This is a genomic window from uncultured Roseovarius sp. (genome assembly GCF_947489715.1).
Taxonomy (GTDB): Bacteria; Pseudomonadota; Alphaproteobacteria; order Rhodobacterales; family Rhodobacteraceae; genus Roseovarius.
Genome location: NZ_CANLER010000010.1, coordinates 109,577 through 126,325, shown reverse-complemented (window position 1 = coordinate 126,325; position 16,749 = coordinate 109,577). Strand labels below are relative to the sequence as shown.

Genomic DNA, 16,749 nt, shown 5'->3' with positions numbered 1-16,749 from the left:
CTAAGCTGCGCATTGATAAACGATAGGAGACGGAAATGAAAAAAACCATTGCAGCACTGGCGGTCCTCACGGCAATTTCAGGACCTTTGATCGCGGGTGAGACACCTTCTGCCCCCGGCGCAGCGGTTTATTTTGTGAATATTGAGGATGGCGATACGGTCAAGGGACCGGTCAAGGTGGTGTTTGGCCTCTCAGGCATGGGCGTGGCCCCCGCTGGCACCGAGGCCGAAAATACCGGCCACCATCACCTGCTGATCAACCGCGCACCCTTTGGCGAAGGGGCGGATGATACCGAAATGTTGGAATACGGCATCTACGCCGATGATAACCACGTGCATTTTGGCAAGGGCCAGACCGAAACCACCGTCGATCTGGGCGCGGGGGAACACACGTTGCAGCTGCTGCTTGGCGATCTCAACCACGCTCCGCATGACGAGCCAGTCATGTCAGAGGTGATCACCATCACCGTCGAATAACCTGTTTGGTACGGTAACGAGTATCGGGGCGCTTATGCGCCCTGCTTTTTTCACAACGTCGCGGCAAGCCGGGTGCCCTGGTTTATGGCCCGTTTGGCATCCAGCTCTGCCGCGACATCTGCCCCCCCGATGACATGGGGCGTTATTCCCCTGGCCTCTAGCGCATCGGCCAGCGAGCGTTCGGGCAACTGCCCGGCGCACAGAACCACGGTGTCAACCTCGATCAGCGTCGGGTTTTCACGCGCTTCGCCCTGGCTGATATGAATGCCTCTGGCATCAATCCGCTCATAATTCACGCCGCCCATCATTTTGACATCTTTCATCCGTAACGCCGCGCGGTGGATCCAACCGGTGGTCTTGCCCAAGCGCTTGCCGGGGGCCTCGGATTTGCGCTGCAACAGGGTGATCTGACGTGCCGGGGCTTCGGGCTGCGGCCCCTCGGGCGCCAGGCCGCCGCGGGTTTCCGCCGGATCGCCAATCCCCCATTCCTCACGCCAGAGATCCAGGTTTTCGGTCGGGCTTTCGCCCTGATGCACCAGATATTCCGCCACGTCGAACCCGATCCCGCCAGCACCAATGACGGCCACGCGCTCCCCAACCGGCGCCTTGCCGCGCAGCACGTCGATATAGTTTAGTACATTGGAACCCTCCTGACCGGGAATGCCCGGATCGCGCGGCACCACACCGGTTGCGATAATCACCTCGTCGAATTCTCCAAGATCATCGGCAGAAACGTCGCGGCCCAGTTCCAGCGCGATATCAAGATCGCCCACCCGGGTTCCGAACCAATCCACCAGCCCATGAAACTCTTCTTTACCGGGGATCACCCGCGCCATGTTAAGCTGACCGCCAATCTGTTCCGCTCGGTCGAAAAGCGTCACCTTATGTCCGCGCTCTGCCGCTGTCATCGCCGCCGACAGGCCCGCCGGGCCCGCGCCGACAACGGCAATGGATTTGGCCGCCTCGGTCGGGGTGATTGTCAGCTCGGTCTCGTGGCAGGCCCGCGGATTGACCAGACAGGTGCTGATCTTGCCGTTGAACGTGTGGTCCAGACAGGCCTGATTGCAGGCAATGCAGGGCGCAATCGTCTCGGCCTTGCCCTCGGCCGCCTTGCGCACGAAATCCGCATCCGCCAGGAACGGCCGCGCCATGCTGACCATATCCGCCGCGCCGGAGGCCAGCACATCCTCAGCCACCTCCGGCGTGTTGATCCGGTTCGAGGTGATGACCGGGATGCCCACCTTGCCCATCAGCTTTTTCGTGACCCAGGCAAAGGCCGCACGCGGCACCGAGGTGGCAATCGTCGGAATCCGCGCCTCGTGCCAGCCGATGCCGGTATTGATGATGCTGGCCCCGGCGGTCTCAATCTCCTGCGCCAGTTGGATCACCTCGTCAAAGGTCGATCCACCCGGCACCAGATCAATCATGCTGAGACGATAGATGATGATAAAATCATCGCCCACAGCCGCGCGCGTGCGCCGCACGATCTCGATGGCCAACCGCATCCGGTTTTCATAAGAGCCGCCCCAGCGGTCCTCGCGCTTGTTGGTATGGGTCACCAGGAACTGGTTGATGAAATACCCCTCGCTGCCCATGATCTCGACCCCGTCATAGCCCGCCTCGCGGGCACGCGTGGCCGAGGTGACGATGTCGGCGATCTGCTTTTCGATCCCGTCCTCGTCCAGCTCCTTTGGCGGAAACGGTGAAATCGGTGATTTGATCGGCGAGGCGCTGACGCATTCAGGCCCGTAGGCATAGCGGCCCGCATGCAGGATTTGCATGGCGATCCGCCCGCCCGCGTCATGCACGCGGTCGGTGATCACCCTGTGGTTGGCAATGTCCTGATCGTTGAACAGACCCGCCGCACCGGGAAACACCCCACCCTCGCGATTGGGCGCCATCCCGCCGGTGACCATCAGGCCAACGCCGCCGCGCGCCCGCGCGGCATAGAATTCGGCCACCCGGTTCCAGTCCTTGGTCTCCTCCAGCCCGGTATGCATCGAGCCCATCAATACCCGGTTGGGCAAGGTCACATGGCCCAGATCGAGCGGGGCCAGCAGGTGCGGGTAATTGGTCATGGCAAATCTCCGGAAAATCCCTGCCCAAAATGCCGCGCGTGCAACGGAATGTCACCCCGGAACGCTGCGTTACGAGGGCGCGGTTGCCAAAAGGAGTTCGCTTCGCTCACGCATTTCAGTTCGCGTTCAGGGCACGCAGCCCTTGGGGATGCCCCCAAGCCCCACCCTCACCGGGATCGCAACACTGGACGCAGGCGGCCCGAGGAAGCAGCGCGGAGCGCGAATGACGAGAGATAAAGCGTGCGCGCCAGCGCACTCATTCCGGTAACAGCGCCGCGGCGATTTCATGGTGCAGAACCGGATTGGCCGCCAGAATACCATTGAGCTGCGGCACCGGGTTGTTGAACCGCAACGCCCGTGCCGCCCGGTCTGATGTCATCGCCCCGGCCTCGCGCAGGATCAGGTCCCCGGCGGCCACATCCCATTCCCATGTCGGCCTGAGGGTCAGCATCGCGTCAAACCGGCCCTCGGCCACCAACGAGGTACGATAGGCCAGTGATGGTCGGTACACCCGTGACACATCCGGCACGGTGCCGCGCCAATGTTCTGGCGCATAGTTCGGCTTTGCCGCCAACATCGATGACCCGGACAGATCCTCCCGTCCGGTCACGCGGATCGGGGCATCGTTCAGATGCGCGCCCTTGCCCGCAGCCGCCGCATAAAGCTTGTTGCGCTGGGGCAGATAGACCACTGCCGCCGTCACCACACCTTTATGCGCCACCGCCAGCGCATGCGCCCAGGTGCGCGACCCTTCGATAAAGCTGCGTGTGCCGTCGATCGGATCGACAATAAAGACCCTATCGCAGTCCAGGCGCACCGGGTCATCTTCGGTCTCTTCTGACAACCAGCCATAGTCCGGCCGGGCCGCGCGCAGCTCACTCTCCAGCATCTCGTTGACCGCCAGATCGGCCTCGGTCACCGGACCGGCCCCGCCTTCCTTGTCCCAGCGTCGCGCGGTCTGACCGCTGAAACCGGTGGCAATTTCGCCCGCCGATCGTGCCGCCCGGATCAGAAGTTCCAGATCAGTTTCCGGCAAGGGTCATCCCTTCGACCAGCAGCGACGGCACCACCCGAGACAGGTGCAGCCGCGCATCATTCGCCGGCACGATCCGGCGCAGCATTTCCGGCAGCGATCCGGCGATGGTGCATTCATTGACCGGATGGCTGATCTGGCCGTTCTCCACCCAGAACCCCGCCGCCCCCCGAGAATAATCGCCGGTATTGGGGTTGATCGTTGACCCAATCATCGACGTGACCAACAGCCCTGTCCCCATCTGCGCCAGCAAATCATCCCGCGTCGCCTCGCCTTGGGTCAGCGCCGTATTCCATACCCCGGGCGAAGGCGGGCCTGACGTTCCACGTTTCGCATTCGCGGTCGAAGCCATGTCCAGCTTGCGCGCCGTTGCCAGATCAAGGGTCCAGCCGGTCAGCACACCGTTTTCGACAATATGGCGTGTTCGCGTCGGCAGCCCTTCGGCATCGAAAGGGCGCGATCCGGGCACCCGCGCGCGATGCGGGTCTTCGGTCACCGACAGCCCTTCGGGCAATACCTGTTCACCCAGCTTGCCCAAAAGCCAGGATGACCCGCGCGCCACCGACATGCCGTTCGCCGCCGCCAGCAGATGCCCAAGCAGCGTGGAGGAGATACGCTCATCAAAGAGCACCGGGTAAGTACCCGTGGGCGGCTTTTGTGCGCCCACGCGCTCGACCGCCCGTTCGCCGGCACGCTGTCCGATCTCCTGCGGATCGCGTAAATCGGACTGAAAGATGCGGCTGTCACCATCGTAATCACGCTCCATCCCAGTGCCTTCCCCGACAATCGCCACGCAGGAAAGGCCGCGATCGGTGCGCGCGTAACCACCCGAAAAACCGTTGCTGGCCGCGATATGGATATGCCTGCTGCTATATCCGGCCGAGGACGCCTGCACCTGGCTGACCCCCGCAACATCTAATGCTGCCGCTTCGGCCGCCTCTGCGTCGCGTTGCAGATCGGCGGGGGATGGCTCGGCCGTCGGGTCGGACAATTCAAGCGCCGCAACATCCCAGCTTTGCGCCAGTTCGCCCGGGTCCGCCAACCCGATATGCGGATCTTCGGGCGCTTCACGCGCCATCGCAACCGCCCGTTCGGCCAGCGCTGTCAGGGTTGCCGGACGTGTATCCGAGGCCGAGACATTGGCCTGCCGCTGCCCCAGCAACACCCGCAACCCGATATCCACACCCTCAGACCGTTCGGCCTGTTCCAGCTTGCCGCCCCGCACATCTATCGACAGCGACGTGCCCTGCACCGCCATCGCATCCGCCGCCTCGGCTCCCGCCGTACGGGCAGCCTCCAACAACGCCTGTGTCAGATCTTGCAGATTATGCGACATGCTCGGTCTCCTGTTGAGGAAACAGGTAGAGCGTGCAGCCAGAGGGCGCAAGGGCAAGCCGTGGCCCGCCCTGCATCAATGTCACCTCAGGCGTTGACCATTGGCAAGCACGTGACCCTGTTCGTTGATCTCGATTTGAGATGTCAGCGTATCCTCACCCTCACCCGGAACCGCAAACATCCCCATCATCATGCGCGCGCCCATCGCCTGTTCTTCAGGGATCAACCCCATCGCGACCAACCGGTCGATCAACGCATTTGCGCCGGTCAGATTCAGATCAAGTGTTCCCTCCGGGCGTGGCAGGCCGGGGAAGGTCTCGGTGTCTTCCGCATCAAAGGTAAACGCACCATCACCGGTCAACTCGGCCCCGACCATCGACAGGAACAGCCCCTTAAGATTGGCAGAAACCGGCACAAACGGATTTGGCGCCCCACCTTCGATCAGCCTGTTGATATCCAGCAGATCGAAGGTCACATCAACCTCGCCAGTCAGATCAAAACGCAACGCGATCGGATCGCGCGGCAATTGTCCCTCGGGGTCGGCCAGCGCCCAAAGGTCTTCATTCAGGGTCAGCCCCTGCATATCCATCATGACTTGCCCGGGCTGCGGCGCGCCGGTCGACAACAGCGGTACAACGAACCGGCCTGCGCCCTTGGTCGAGGCCAGCGAAATCGGAAAGGGAAGCTCGGCAATCTGGATGTCGCCGGTAAAAGGCCCGGTGCCGATTTCGGAAGACAGCCCCTTGGTGTCCAGAACGAAGGAGACATCATAATCGTTGATCTCGGATTTCTGCAGCGCCAGCACTTCGCCATTCTGCGTGGTTTCTTCGCTGCTGCCATAGCGGGCGGAATGCGCCAAGACCGACATCGTCATGCCCTCGCGCAACTGTGTGTGCAGGTTCAGCAAATCCAAGCCCGCCGCCGGAAGCGCGATCCTCTGGGTCATCTTCACGTCTTCGGCAAACCCGCTGACCGCAACTCCGGTCTGCGCCTCGTCCTCGCCGATCTCGAAACCATAGGACAGGTCATAGCGATCATAGGCGTTCGTGCCGTCAATCGTGATCAGATCACCGCCAAGGGTCGACGTCAGCTCATACTGACCGCCCAGAACCGTCATCGTACCCTCGGCCTGCCCCAGCTTTTCACCATCAATCGTCAGGTCGGCCAGGCGCATCCGTACTGCATCATAGCCACCGGTGCTGACCACGCGGTCCGGAATGCCGGACATCACCATGTCCTGCCCCTCAAGCGTGGCATCCACAACCACGTTCATGCTGGCCTCGCCCTCGATCTCTCCACCAAAGACGAACTGGCTTTCTTCGGGATAGCTGACCCGCACCGTCCCATCACCCAACGGCTCAAACCTTGGGCCGGGAAAGCTGCCAGTGAAGACGCCCGCTTCCATCGGCAGGTTAAACGACATATTGATCGGACCGATTTGCAGCGCGTCGCCATCGCGGGCCTCTTCCGCATCAATCGTCAGGCCCAACGCCCCGATCTGCGATTTCCAGACATTCCATGCATCATCAACCGTCAAATCGGCAAGCGCGGGAGAACCCGCAACAGACAGCATCAGAGCTGCAACCAGAGAAAGCCTTGGAGAGATCGACATATCGGAAACCTTTAGCAAAATGTGTGCGCCCAACATCTATCATGACGCAAAAGAAAAGGGCCACAGGCAAAACCCGCGACCCCCGTGATATTTATCTAAAACGCCTAGCGAATGCGTTGACCGTTGGCCTTGACCTGACCATCGCCCGTCACCTCGATCTTCGAGGTCAGCGTGTCTTCTTCCTGACCGGGCACGGCAAACACGCCCATCATCATCCGGGCACTCATGGCCTGATCCTCGGGCAGCAGACCCATGGCGACCAGCTTGTCCAGCAAGCCATTGCCGCCGACCAGTTTCAAATCGACCCCACCCGTAGGTGCAGGCATGCCGCCGAAAGTCGCGGTGTCGGTATTGTCGAAGGTAAAGCCGCCTTCGCCGGTAAGCTCGGTTCCCGCCAAGTTGATCCTGAGTGAATTGAGGTCAAGCGCGTTCAGTTCTCCAGGCACGGTCTCGCCGCGTTTGACGGCTTCCCTCGCGTCGAAGTCCATCAGATCGATCAGCATCTTGACCTTCCCGCTCAGATCAAGTGCGATCGTTGCCGGGTCACGCGGCAACTGCGCGCCGGGATCAAAAATGCCCCAGATCATGTCAGACATCTCGAAATCACCCAGGTTGAGGCCAAAAGCGAAATCCTGTTCTTCATCGCTGCTCGACACCGGGATCATCAGGTTGAACCCAGCCGCCTGCATCGCCATTTCGACCGGAAAGGGCAGCTCTCCACCGGAAATGTTGATCTGATAATCCCGGGCCGCCCCGGTATATTTCATCTGACCGTCATTCAACGCCATATCAAACGTGCCGCCTCCGGTCAGACTGTTGCCCTGAACCACTTGGCCGGCCTCGTCAAAACTGAAATCCGCACCGCCCTTGCCCAGATTGAACGTTCCGTCAAAGGCAAAACCCGCCTTCAGCATCTCGGCCATCTGGTTGGTGTCCATATCTTTCGGAAAACTGCCGCTACCCTCGAAGCTCAGGCTGTCATAGTTGCCACTGATATTCGCCTTGTTGTCATCTTCGGGATTGGCCACATTCAGATTGAACGTCACCGGACCCGAATTCAAACGCTGCTTGGTGGTACGCAGGTCACCACCCTTGATGTTCGATGACCCGGTGATATCGGCAATCGCCAGATCAATCTGTCCCAGATCTACCTTTTCACCGTCAACTACCAGCTCGGCCAGCGCAATTTCCATCTGCGCGACCGCATAATTATACGTCATGTCATCGGGGTCGCCCGAAATGATGACCGAATAACCGGTGGTGTTATAGTCGATCTTGGCATCGACCGCCTCACCCTCAGCCGGGTCCATGCTCAGCATCAGCGGCATCTCGGACGGGATCGACATCGACACCGTGCCGTCACCCATATCGGTAAAGCTGAACTGCCCCAGCGACATGGTAATCGTGCCCTGATTGTCCGGGGCTTCCAGCGTCATCACCAGATTATCGACCTTCAGGACATCGCCCGACACGCTTTCGTCAGCCGCCATCTGATAGCCGAAACCGGCCATGTAATCCTGCCAGTCCTGCCACACCTGTTCGGCGGTCACATCGGCATAGGCCGCCGATCCCGTCATGAAAATGCTGATGGCTGCCGCCGATGTTGCGGCGGTTTTCCACTGCGCCATTATAAGCCCTCTCGATTTGAAATTCGGCACTAACTTCTGCCCATGCTCAGACGCGGTCAAGTGGTGATCTGACTGGACCCGCGCCCCGTGGGCAGCTACGACTTCTCTATCAATAAAAGGGCGAGATTATGAACTTACAAGGCAAGACCGTGGTAATCACAGGTGCAAGTCGCGGCATCGGCGCCGCAAGCGCCCGTGAATTCGCAGGCGCGGGCGCCAAAGTGGCGCTTCTTGCGCGTAATTCCGATGCAATCGGTGATCTGGCCGCCGAAATCGGTGAAAAGGCCATCGCCATACCTTGTGACGTCAGCCGCTATTGGGAGGTTGAGAAGGCACTTCAAACCGCCGTCAGCGAATTTGGCGGGCTGGACGTTCTGATCGGCAATGCCGGTGCGTTAGAGCCTATTTCCCATCTCTCCAAGGCTGATCCCGACGCCTGGGGCCATGTAATCGACATCAACCTCAAAGGCGTGTTCTACGGGATGCGCGCGGCCATGCCGGTGATGCAGGCGGCGGGTGGTGGCACGATCATCACCATCAGTTCCGGTGCCGCGCACAGCGCGCTCGAAGGCTGGAGCCATTATTGCGCCTCAAAAGCCGGGGCGGCGATGCTGACCATGTGCGCCGACAAGGAAGGCCGCGAACATGGGCTTCGTGTCATGGGCCTGTCCCCGGGCACCGTCGCCACCCAGATGCAGCGCGAGATCAAGGCCAGCGGCATGAACCCCGTGGCGCAGCTTGACTGGTCCGATCACATCCCGCCGGAATGGCCCGCCAGGACCCTGCTGTGGATGTGCAGCCCCGAAGCGGATGAATTTGTCGGTCAGGAAATCTCCTTGCGTAACGAAGATATCCGCAAGCGCGTAGGCCTCGTATGATCCAGCTGGAAAAGGACGGCGGCCTCTGGATTGCGACCCTGAACCGACCGGAAAAGGCCAATTCGCTGACCGAAGCAATGCTGACCGAACTTGCCGAAATCGCCGAGGCGGCACAGGAGGCGCGCGTGCTGATCCTGACCGGCGCGGGCCGCGCCTTCAGCGCTGGCATGGATCTTGAGGCAGCGAAATCCGGCCTGCCTACGTCTCCCGTATGGGAACGGCTCTCGTCGGCCATCGCCGCGCTGCCGGGCCTCAGCATAGCGGCGCTGAACGGCACCGTGGCGGGCGGCGCGATGGGCATGGTGCTGGCTTGCGATCTGCGCATCGCCGTACCGGGCGCCAAAGCGTTCTATCCGGTGATGAAGCTGGGCTTCCTGCCGCAACCGTCAGACCCTGCGCGCCTGACACGCCTTGTTGGCCCTTCCCGCGCTAAACTGATCCTGATGGCCGGGCAAAAGATTTCCACGGATGACGCACTGGCCTGGGGTCTTTTCGACCGCGTGGTCACACCCGACACACTTCTGCAAACCGCCCGGGACATGGCTGCCGACACGCTTGGCGCAACCAAGGAACATGTATCAGGCATCAAGGAGCTTTGCCGCTGATGCCCCGCCTGTCCGGACTACGCTTATCCGTCTCTAATCCTGCTGAACTTGCCGATTTCTACATGACGCATCTTGGCATGACGGCCGCTGAGACGCCCGAGGGCTGCCGCGTCGGATATACCGGCAGTGACGCCGATATCCTGCTGCAACCGGGCGGTGGGACGTATCGCGCCGCCCGCAGTGATCGGTACTGGAAAATCGGCATCACCCTGCCCAATGTCGATATCGCTTATGCGCAGCTCTGCGCCGCGGGTATCGCGGTCAACAAGCCCCATCAGTTCCGCGATATCGGTTACATGTGCCATCTCAGCGACCCCGAAGGTTTCCAGATTGAGCTTCTGCAACAGGATTTCGCGGGTAACCGGCCTCCTGACGCTGGCGATCCGGACAAACCCCTGGGCGGCGGTGCCCGCATCGGGCAGATCACATTGCGCTGCGGCGATGTCGCGGCCATCAGCAAACGCATCGATGCGCTTGGAATGCGACTCCTTTCAATCCAGCCGGTCGCGGATTTCGGCTTCACCCTCTATTTCTGGGCCTTCACCGAAGATCGCCCGCCGGTTCGCGACCTTCTCGCCGTTGAAAACCGCGAATGGCTTTGGAAACGGCCCTATACCACGCTTGAAATCCAACATGTCGACGATCTGACACCAACCCGGAACCCGGGCTATGCCGGGCTTGAGATTGCGGGGCTTACCAATGGTGATCGCGACGAAATCAGTCTCTAAACCGCCTTGGTCCACGCTCTTGCGGCCTCAAGATCGGCCATCTCGAAGGTGCGCAGCTTGGTAGACATGATCGCGCCTGCGGCCTTGGAAATCGGGCTGATCCAGCCAATATCCGACACAATCGCCACATGGCTGATATGGCGCAGATTCTGGATGTCGAACTTGATTCCCGGCCACAGAACCGACGGCTCGAACCACTCGAAACTTTCGACCACCTCGATCAATTTCACCGTGTCATGTCGATCAATGAAAGCCTGAATCGGCCCGATCACCGTGTCGTAATCGTCCTTGGTGATCTTGCCGGATACCGCGATTTCAAAGGTTTTGGTGTCGTCGTCTTCTGCATAGGTGATGGCCATCTCTGCCCCTCCGTTCATTGCAGCGCGTCCCTTTTCAGATGGGTGCGGCAACGGTCTGGATCAATGGTTACACCACGCGGATCCAGTTCATCATCCCAGACATCTGATGCGCTGGCATATGACAATGGAACATCCAGTCGCCGGGGTTTTCCGCAGCAAAGGCAATCTCGCGGCTCTCACCAAGATTGACCAGCAGCGTATCGCGCCACGGTCCCATTCCGCCGCCCGGCAGAACCTCGCGGAAATGCGTGCCATGCAGATGCATCGCATGGGCAAACGCCGTGCGGTTTGCCATCGGCACGCGAACGGTTTCACCCAATGCCGCCTCGATCAACGGCGCCTCGGGCACACCAGAAATTCCGTTAAAGGCCCAGAATTGCCCTGCCTCGGCCAATTGCCGCATATCCATCTTCGTACCCTGCCACGTGGCTCCCTCGGGCAATCCCCGCATCGCACCACCCTCAATCACCACCGGCACAGACCGTGCGCCATCCAGCGCCAGCACCGGCATGTCATTGGGCGGCAAAGGCGCAGGCACATCGCGCGGCACCGCACCCTGCCCGGCCACGCGGTAAATCGCCATCGCATAGGCACCATCCCGCTCGACCGAGGCGATCAGCGCCTCTTCCCCCGTCGCGGCGGTGACATCGACCAGCAGATCAACCCGCTGCGCCGGGGCGATCACCACCTCCGGCGTTTCGGCCACGTCCTCCAGCGGCATGCCGTCCAGCGCCAGTAGCCACGCTTTCAGCCCGTCAAACCGCAACCGGAACACCCGCGCCGTCGCGGTATTGACCAGCCGCAACCGCAGCCGCGCACCGGGGTGCAGCTCTCTGGTCAGCTCGGGCAGGCCATTGACGGTAATGTAATTCCCCAGCCGGCCAGCATGTGACATGTCATGGCGGTTGTCGAACCCGGGGTGAATCGCCGCCGCGTCAGTCATCCGCCAGTCATCCAGCACCAGCGTCTGGTCATCATCCACCTCGGGTGGTGTGTTCTCGTCGACCACCAGCACCCCCGCCAGCCCGCGTGAAATCTGCTCCAGCGAATTCGCATGCGGATGATACCAATAGGTGCCCGCGTCGCGCAGGGTGAAGCGATAGTCAAACCCGTCGCCCGGCACCACCAGCGGCTGTGTCATCCCCGGCACCCCGTCCATCGCATTGGGCAGGCGCAGCCCGTGCCAATGCACCGTTGTCCCCTGCTCCAACCCGTTCACCAGTTGCGCGGACAGCTCATCACCCTGACGGTAGCGCAGGGGCGTGCCCGGCACCCGGCCGTTATACGCCCAGACCTGGGTCTGACCATACTCCGCCGGGGCGATCTGCACCCGTGCCGGCGCGGCCTCAAGCGTCACCGCATCGCCCGCCCGCGCGGACACGCCACCCATCGCCACCGGGGCTGCGGCCACTCCTGCCAGAAATTCGCGTCGTTTGATCCGCATGTTTCTCCCCTTTATCAGTCTCTAAACTGGCAGCAAAACCAGTTCGGTCAAGACTTACCGCTTGCGCCGCCCACCCGGTGTTTTCGAATGAAACCCCGGCGGGCGCTTCGCCACCCACCTGATGAACCCAGCCAGACGCGGATGCGCCCTCAACGCCTCGATCGTCGCATAATCCCGCGCCAGCTCCGCCTCGGTCAGCGTTGCGTGGATCTCGTTGTGGCAGATCTGGTGCAGCAATACCGTCGGCCCACCCTTGCCGCCTTTCAGCTTGGGCACAAGATGATGCAGGCTCTGCCGCGCCTCGGCAGGAATGGGCCGTTCACATAGCGGACATATGGGCGTTTCCGACACTATGGCTTGATCCTTTCCTCCTCGCGGGGCATGAGAATGACGGGAACGGTGCAAATGACAAGGGGTACGAGATGGATTGGGAAACCCAGCCTGAAATCGTCCAACAGGCTTATGGCTATGCGCTGCAGGGCTGGGATCTGGCCCGCGAATGGCTGCTCAGCCCCGCCGCCTGGTCGCAATTCGCCCTGCTTGTCGTCGCCTATCTTGCCGCGCTGGTCTTCTCGCGCAAACTCAAACCGATCCTGCGCACCCTTCTGACCCCGCCCGAGGATCAGGACAACATCATCGCCAGCGCCCGCCGCTTCGTGATGCTTTTCGTCCCGCTGATCCTGCCGCTGCTGGCCTATGCCTTCACCGGCATGGGCGAAAGCATCACCCGGTCGATCTTCGGCTCGGGCGAGGTGATCGCCTTTGGCAAACGCATCTTCCTGTTCCTGGCGGTGCGCATTCTTGTCCACCGGATCATCCGGGATCCGTTCCTGAAACTGCTGGGCAAATACATCCTGATCCCTGTCGCCGCAGTCTACACGCTTGGCCTTCTGGATGAACTTTCGGCATGGTTAGAGTCTACTATCGTGCCGTTGGGCAACATGTCCTTCGATCTTTTGTGGCTGGTCAAGGCGATCATCGTGGGCAGCCTGATCTTCTGGGTCGGACGCTGGTCCAACGAACAATCCTCCAGCTTCATCGAACAACAAAAAGAGATGCGCCCCGCCACGCGCCAACTGGCAGTCAAGGCGGCCGAGATCGCGATTTTCGGCGCCGCCTTCCTTGTGCTGATGAACATCCTCGGCATCTCGCTGACATCGCTGGCGGTACTCGGTGGTGCCATCGGCGTCGGTCTGGGGTTCGGCCTGCAGAAAATCGCTGCCAACTTCATCTCGGGCGTGATCCTGCTCTTGGAAGGGCAGGCGACCGTCGGCGATTATGTAGAACTCGACGGCGGTGAGGCCGGAACCATCGTCAAGACCACTGCCCGCGCGATGATCCTCGAAACCTTCGATGGCCGCTGGATCGTCGTCCCGAACGAGGATTTCATCACCACCCGCGTGGTCAACTATTCCGACGCGGGCAGCGCCAACCGCTACGAAGCGCCGTTTTCCGTCAGTTACGACACCGACATCAACCTGGTGCCCGACATCATCGAAACCGCCGTGGCCAAGCTCGATTTCGTCCTGAACGAACCTGACAAACCGGATTGCGAGCTGCGCGCCTTTGGCGACAGCGGCATCGACTTTGCCGTCGAATTCTGGGTCAACGGCATCGATGACGGCAAGAACCGCTTCACCCCGCAGGTGCTATTCGCGATCTGGAATGCGCTGAAAGAGCATGACATCGAAATTCCCTATCCGCAGCGTGTCGTGCATCACAAAGGGCTGCCCCCCGGCGCATGACAGAAGCACTCGTCATCGGGGCCGGGCCAGCAGGGTTGATGGCAGCGCAGGAACTGGCCGGCGCCGGGCACCGCGTTCTGGTGGCCGAGGCGAAACCTTCCGTCGGCCGCAAGCTGCTGATGGCCGGCAAATCCGGTCTGAACCTCACCAAGGACGAACCGTTTGACCGCTTCCTTGCCGCCTATGGGGCTGACGCCGCATCCCTTGAACCGATGCTTACGGCCTTCGGTCCGGAACAAGTAAAAAGCTGGGCAGTCGGGCTGGAACAGAGCCTGTTTTCTGGATCCACGGGCCGCGTCTTTCCCACCGCGATGAAGGCGTCTCCGCTGCTGCGTGCCTGGCTCGCCCGGTTGACGGATCAGGGCGTCAGCATCCGCACCCGCTGGCGCTGGCAGGGCTGGAACGGCGACGCCATTCTTTTCGACACGCCCGACGGCCCGCAACAACTGACGCCCAAACTCACTGTGCTGGCTTGCGGCGGCGCAAGCTGGGCGCGGCTGGGTTCGGACGGTGCCTGGGTTTCCCACCTGCCAGAGGATCAGACGACCCCGTTCAAACCCGCCAATATGGGCTTCCTGATCGATTGGTCCGCCCACATGCGCCGCCATTTCGGCGCGCCTGTCAAAGGCGTCGCCCTGCAGGCCGGTGACAGCCAGTCGCGCGGCGAATTCGTAATCTCGGAAACCGGTATCGAGGGCGGCGGCATCTACGCGGTCTCGCGCGCCCTGCGTGACGGTGCGCCGCTCACCCTCGATCTGATGCCAAACACAGCCGCAGATCAGGTCCGCGCCCGCCTTTCCCGCCACCGCGGCAAGGCCAGCCTCACCAATCACCTGCGCAAGGCCCTCAAACTCGATACGGTGAAAATCGCCCTGTTGATGGAATGCGCCCGACCCCTGCCGGATGACCTGACGCCGATGATCAAATCCCTGCCGATCCGCCACCGCGGCCCCCGCCCGATGGATCAGGCGATTTCGACCGCAGGCGGCCTCAGGTTCGACGCGCTTGATGAAACCCTCATGTTCCGCACGCGGCCCGGCACATTCGCCGCTGGCGAGATGTTGGAGTGGGAGGCCCCCACCGGCGGCTACCTTCTCACCGCGTGCCTTGCCACCGGCCACTGGGCGGGACGCCACGCCGCCGCCTGGACGGCCCCTTAACCGACCAGCTACAAAGCTCCTAAGCCTCCGTGCGCACCGGCAAATCACGGCAGGCATTGTGTACACAATGCGCGTACACAGTGTACACTGTTGTAACTCGTTACCACTCTCAGCATCCTGACAGAAATCGTCACCAAGTTGTGTCATGACCAAGCTACAGCATATCGAAAAACCCCGAGGATATCATCATGTCGAAAACCGGATCATGCCTCTGCGGCGCCGTCAAATACACCGTCAGCTCGGAAATCACCGAAGCCGGAGCCTGCCACTGCGGCATGTGCCGCAAATGGTCGGGCGGCATCTATATCGGCATTCAGGTCGCGCCCGATGACATAACGTTCGAAGGCGATGATAACATTACGAAATTCCCCTCATCGGCCTGGGCCGAACGAGGGTTTTGCAGCACCTGTGGCAGCTCGCTTTTCTACCGTGTCACCGCCCCCGGCCCGCATGAAGGCACCTATCATATCGGCATGGGTGCCCTTGACGACACCAGCGGCGTAACCATGACGCAAGAGATATTTACCGATTTAAAACCAAAGGGTTACAGCTTCGATGGTGACCTGCAGGGCATGACCGAGGCGGAAGTGATGGCGATGTTCGCCGAAAACGGCTAACTCACCGCCCCGCCATCATCGCCAACCGGATCAGCGTGCGTTCGACCAGCGCCATCGCAGGCGCATGCTGACCCGCCGATCGCAGCTGCAAATCGGTATCCGTCAGCAGGGTCAGCGCTTGTTCCAACCGGACAGCCCCCCATTTCTGCGCCTGCCGCAACATCCGGTCCCGCCGGGGTCCGAAAATCGGCGGGCGCATCCGGGCAATCCCCTGCGCCGCCCCCCCGGGATCGGACGCTGCCGTATACAGCGCGCGAAAGTGCCGCGTGGCGCCAATACACAGGCTAACCGGTTGAACTCCCTGGGCTTTCAGCTTTTTCATCACCGGTCCGATCTCGCCCGATCGCGCCTCGGCGACGATGTTCAACACGTCATCCAGCGCCGCCTCGGTCGAGCTGGGTGCACAGGCGGCGATGTCGTCCGAGGTCACCGGCGTCTCATCGTTCAGCTTGTAAAGCGCCAGCTTCTCCATCGTCTGGCGGAAATCGCCGGGGTCAAGATCACGCGACAGGGCCGTCAGGTCGGTCATCGCGTCATTCCCCACCCCGGTCAGCCCGGCCTTGGCCAGTGTCGCCTCGATCTCGGCCCGTGACGGCGGATCGTCGTAAATCCCCGCTGCATAAGCATTTTTATGGCCCTCGAACAGCTTGCGCAGCTTCGACGTGGCCTTCAGTTGCCCCGCCGTGACGGTCACCTGAGCGTCCCCCTCGGCCCATTCCGACAGCGCATCCGTGATCACCGGCGCCAGCGCATCGCCGGCATCCTCGACAAACACCACCCGCGGGCCGGGAAAGAACCCCTGCGCCTTGATCGCATCCAGCAACATCGCCGGATCCTTGCGCAATTCGGCAGCGGGAATGCGGGCCAGACGCATCTCGTCCTCACCTTGAGGACCGATCAGGGCGGCAATCACCTCCTGCCGTTTCAGCGCCACACGCATCCCGTCGGAACCATAGATCAGCAGGCCGGTATGCCGCGGATCGGGGCGGGCGAAATACCCGGGTGCATCGCGGGGCGAAAGCTTCATGCGCGCGCAGCGCTGAGCGAGGAT

At 61.5% G+C, this 16,749-nt stretch carries 16 protein-coding genes; 7 read left to right on the top strand and 9 right to left on the bottom strand.

Going from position 1 to position 16,749, the window contains the following annotated elements; all coding sequences use genetic code 11:
* Positions 1–35 precede the first annotated feature (35 nt).
* Positions 36–476, top strand: a complete 441-nt coding sequence (locus Q1B27_RS20745) for a DUF4399 domain-containing protein (RefSeq protein WP_299850680.1) — start codon at positions 36–38, stop codon at positions 474–476.
* Between the two features lie 50 nt (positions 477–526).
* On the opposite strand, the gene Q1B27_RS20740 is transcribed toward Q1B27_RS20745, so the two are convergent.
* The 5 genes from Q1B27_RS20740 to Q1B27_RS20720 all read right to left on the bottom strand — a co-directional run bounded on the left by Q1B27_RS20740 (position 527) and on the right by Q1B27_RS20720 (position 8,162).
* Positions 527–2,554 (bottom strand): NADPH-dependent 2,4-dienoyl-CoA reductase, encoded by a 2,028-nt coding sequence (locus tag Q1B27_RS20740; protein ID WP_299850679.1) that lies wholly within the window; start codon positions 2,552–2,554, stop codon positions 527–529.
* A gap of 256 nt (positions 2,555–2,810) precedes the next feature.
* The gene (locus Q1B27_RS20735; RefSeq protein WP_299850678.1) at positions 2,811–3,590 is read right to left on the bottom strand and encodes a 3'(2'),5'-bisphosphate nucleotidase CysQ; all 780 of its coding nucleotides are present in this window, start codon (positions 3,588–3,590) and stop codon (positions 2,811–2,813) included.
* Complete coding sequence (locus Q1B27_RS20730) at positions 3,577–4,923, bottom strand: TldD/PmbA family protein (RefSeq protein WP_299850677.1); 1,347 nt, start codon at positions 4,921–4,923, stop codon at positions 3,577–3,579. The genes Q1B27_RS20735 and Q1B27_RS20730 overlap by 14 nt, the downstream gene beginning before the upstream one ends.
* 81 nt (positions 4,924–5,004) lie before the next feature.
* Positions 5,005–6,534: a DUF2125 domain-containing protein gene (locus tag Q1B27_RS20725; RefSeq protein ID WP_299850676.1), complete on the bottom strand. Its 1,530-nt coding sequence runs from the start codon at positions 6,532–6,534 to the stop codon at positions 5,005–5,007.
* 104 nt (positions 6,535–6,638) lie between these two features.
* Positions 6,639–8,162, bottom strand: a complete 1,524-nt coding sequence (locus Q1B27_RS20720; protein ID WP_299850675.1) for a DUF2125 domain-containing protein — start codon at positions 8,160–8,162, stop codon at positions 6,639–6,641.
* A gap of 128 nt (positions 8,163–8,290) precedes the next feature.
* Here Q1B27_RS20720 and Q1B27_RS20715 point away from each other — a divergent pair, with 128 nt between their 5' ends.
* From Q1B27_RS20715 to Q1B27_RS20705, 3 genes are read left to right on the top strand one after another with little or no spacing between them, the layout of a single operon-like run.
* Positions 8,291–9,040 (top strand): SDR family oxidoreductase, encoded by a 750-nt coding sequence (locus Q1B27_RS20715; RefSeq protein WP_299850673.1) that lies wholly within the window; start codon positions 8,291–8,293, stop codon positions 9,038–9,040.
* Positions 9,037–9,645, top strand: coding sequence for an enoyl-CoA hydratase/isomerase family protein (locus Q1B27_RS20710; protein ID WP_299850671.1), 609 nt, complete (start codon positions 9,037–9,039; stop codon positions 9,643–9,645). Before Q1B27_RS20715 ends, Q1B27_RS20710 begins: the two co-directional genes overlap by 4 nt.
* Positions 9,645–10,373 carry a VOC family protein gene (locus Q1B27_RS20705; protein ID WP_299850669.1) on the top strand — a complete coding sequence of 243 codons (729 nt, stop codon included), beginning with the start codon at positions 9,645–9,647 and terminating at the stop codon, positions 10,371–10,373. Before Q1B27_RS20710 ends, Q1B27_RS20705 begins: the two co-directional genes overlap by 1 nt.
* Here the strand turns inward: Q1B27_RS20705 and Q1B27_RS20700 are convergent.
* From Q1B27_RS20700 to Q1B27_RS20690, 3 genes are all read right to left on the bottom strand, one after another.
* Positions 10,370–10,732, bottom strand: coding sequence for an STAS/SEC14 domain-containing protein (locus Q1B27_RS20700; RefSeq protein WP_299850667.1), 363 nt, complete (start codon positions 10,730–10,732; stop codon positions 10,370–10,372). The two genes, Q1B27_RS20705 and Q1B27_RS20700, sit on opposite strands and share 4 nt — an antisense overlap.
* Positions 10,733–10,799: 67 nt before the next feature.
* On the bottom strand, positions 10,800–12,176 hold the full coding sequence (locus Q1B27_RS20695) for a multicopper oxidase family protein (protein ID WP_299850665.1): 1,377 nt from the start codon (positions 12,174–12,176) through the stop codon (positions 10,800–10,802).
* 54 nt (positions 12,177–12,230) lie between these two features.
* Positions 12,231–12,530: an HNH endonuclease gene (locus Q1B27_RS20690; RefSeq protein WP_299850774.1), complete on the bottom strand. Its 300-nt coding sequence runs from the start codon at positions 12,528–12,530 to the stop codon at positions 12,231–12,233.
* A 68-nt stretch (positions 12,531–12,598) separates the two neighbouring features.
* Here Q1B27_RS20690 and Q1B27_RS20685 point away from each other — a divergent pair, with 68 nt between their 5' ends.
* From Q1B27_RS20685 to Q1B27_RS20675, 3 genes are all read left to right on the top strand, one after another.
* Positions 12,599–13,921, top strand: coding sequence for a mechanosensitive ion channel domain-containing protein (locus Q1B27_RS20685; RefSeq protein WP_299850663.1), 1,323 nt, complete (start codon positions 12,599–12,601; stop codon positions 13,919–13,921).
* Positions 13,918–15,081 (top strand): TIGR03862 family flavoprotein, encoded by a 1,164-nt coding sequence (locus tag Q1B27_RS20680; protein ID WP_299850661.1) that lies wholly within the window; start codon positions 13,918–13,920, stop codon positions 15,079–15,081. Before Q1B27_RS20685 ends, Q1B27_RS20680 begins: the two co-directional genes overlap by 4 nt.
* Before the next feature lie 188 nt (positions 15,082–15,269).
* On the top strand, positions 15,270–15,698 hold the full coding sequence (locus Q1B27_RS20675; protein ID WP_299850659.1) for a GFA family protein: 429 nt from the start codon (positions 15,270–15,272) through the stop codon (positions 15,696–15,698).
* 1 nt (position 15,699) lies between these two features.
* On the opposite strand, the gene holA is transcribed toward Q1B27_RS20675, so the two are convergent.
* Positions 15,700–16,725 (bottom strand): DNA polymerase III subunit delta, encoded by a 1,026-nt coding sequence (gene holA / locus Q1B27_RS20670; protein ID WP_299850658.1) that lies wholly within the window; start codon positions 16,723–16,725, stop codon positions 15,700–15,702.
* Positions 16,726–16,749: the final 24 nt, after the last annotated feature.

Coding starts and splice junctions, on each gene's coding strand:
- Q1B27_RS20705 (WP_299850669.1), top strand. CDS start 9,645: ATGCCCCGCCTGTCCGGACTACGCTTATCCGTCTCTAATCCTGCTGAA.
- Q1B27_RS20685 (WP_299850663.1), top strand. CDS start 12,599: ATGGATTGGGAAACCCAGCCTGAAATCGTCCAACAGGCTTATGGCTAT.
- holA (WP_299850658.1), bottom strand. CDS start 16,725: ATGAAGCTTTCGCCCCGCGATGCACCCGGGTATTTCGCCCGCCCCGAT.
- Q1B27_RS20745 (WP_299850680.1), top strand. CDS start 36: ATGAAAAAAACCATTGCAGCACTGGCGGTCCTCACGGCAATTTCAGGA.
- Q1B27_RS20720 (WP_299850675.1), bottom strand. CDS start 8,162: ATGGCGCAGTGGAAAACCGCCGCAACATCGGCGGCAGCCATCAGCATT.
- Q1B27_RS20710 (WP_299850671.1), top strand. CDS start 9,037: ATGATCCAGCTGGAAAAGGACGGCGGCCTCTGGATTGCGACCCTGAAC.
- Q1B27_RS20730 (WP_299850677.1), bottom strand. CDS start 4,923: ATGTCGCATAATCTGCAAGATCTGACACAGGCGTTGTTGGAGGCTGCC.
- Q1B27_RS20725 (WP_299850676.1), bottom strand. CDS start 6,534: ATGTCGATCTCTCCAAGGCTTTCTCTGGTTGCAGCTCTGATGCTGTCT.
- Q1B27_RS20715 (WP_299850673.1), top strand. CDS start 8,291: ATGAACTTACAAGGCAAGACCGTGGTAATCACAGGTGCAAGTCGCGGC.
- Q1B27_RS20695 (WP_299850665.1), bottom strand. CDS start 12,176: ATGCGGATCAAACGACGCGAATTTCTGGCAGGAGTGGCCGCAGCCCCG.
- Q1B27_RS20700 (WP_299850667.1), bottom strand. CDS start 10,732: ATGGCCATCACCTATGCAGAAGACGACGACACCAAAACCTTTGAAATC.
- Q1B27_RS20740 (WP_299850679.1), bottom strand. CDS start 2,554: ATGACCAATTACCCGCACCTGCTGGCCCCGCTCGATCTGGGCCATGTG.
- Q1B27_RS20675 (WP_299850659.1), top strand. CDS start 15,270: ATGTCGAAAACCGGATCATGCCTCTGCGGCGCCGTCAAATACACCGTC.
- Q1B27_RS20680 (WP_299850661.1), top strand. CDS start 13,918: ATGACAGAAGCACTCGTCATCGGGGCCGGGCCAGCAGGGTTGATGGCA.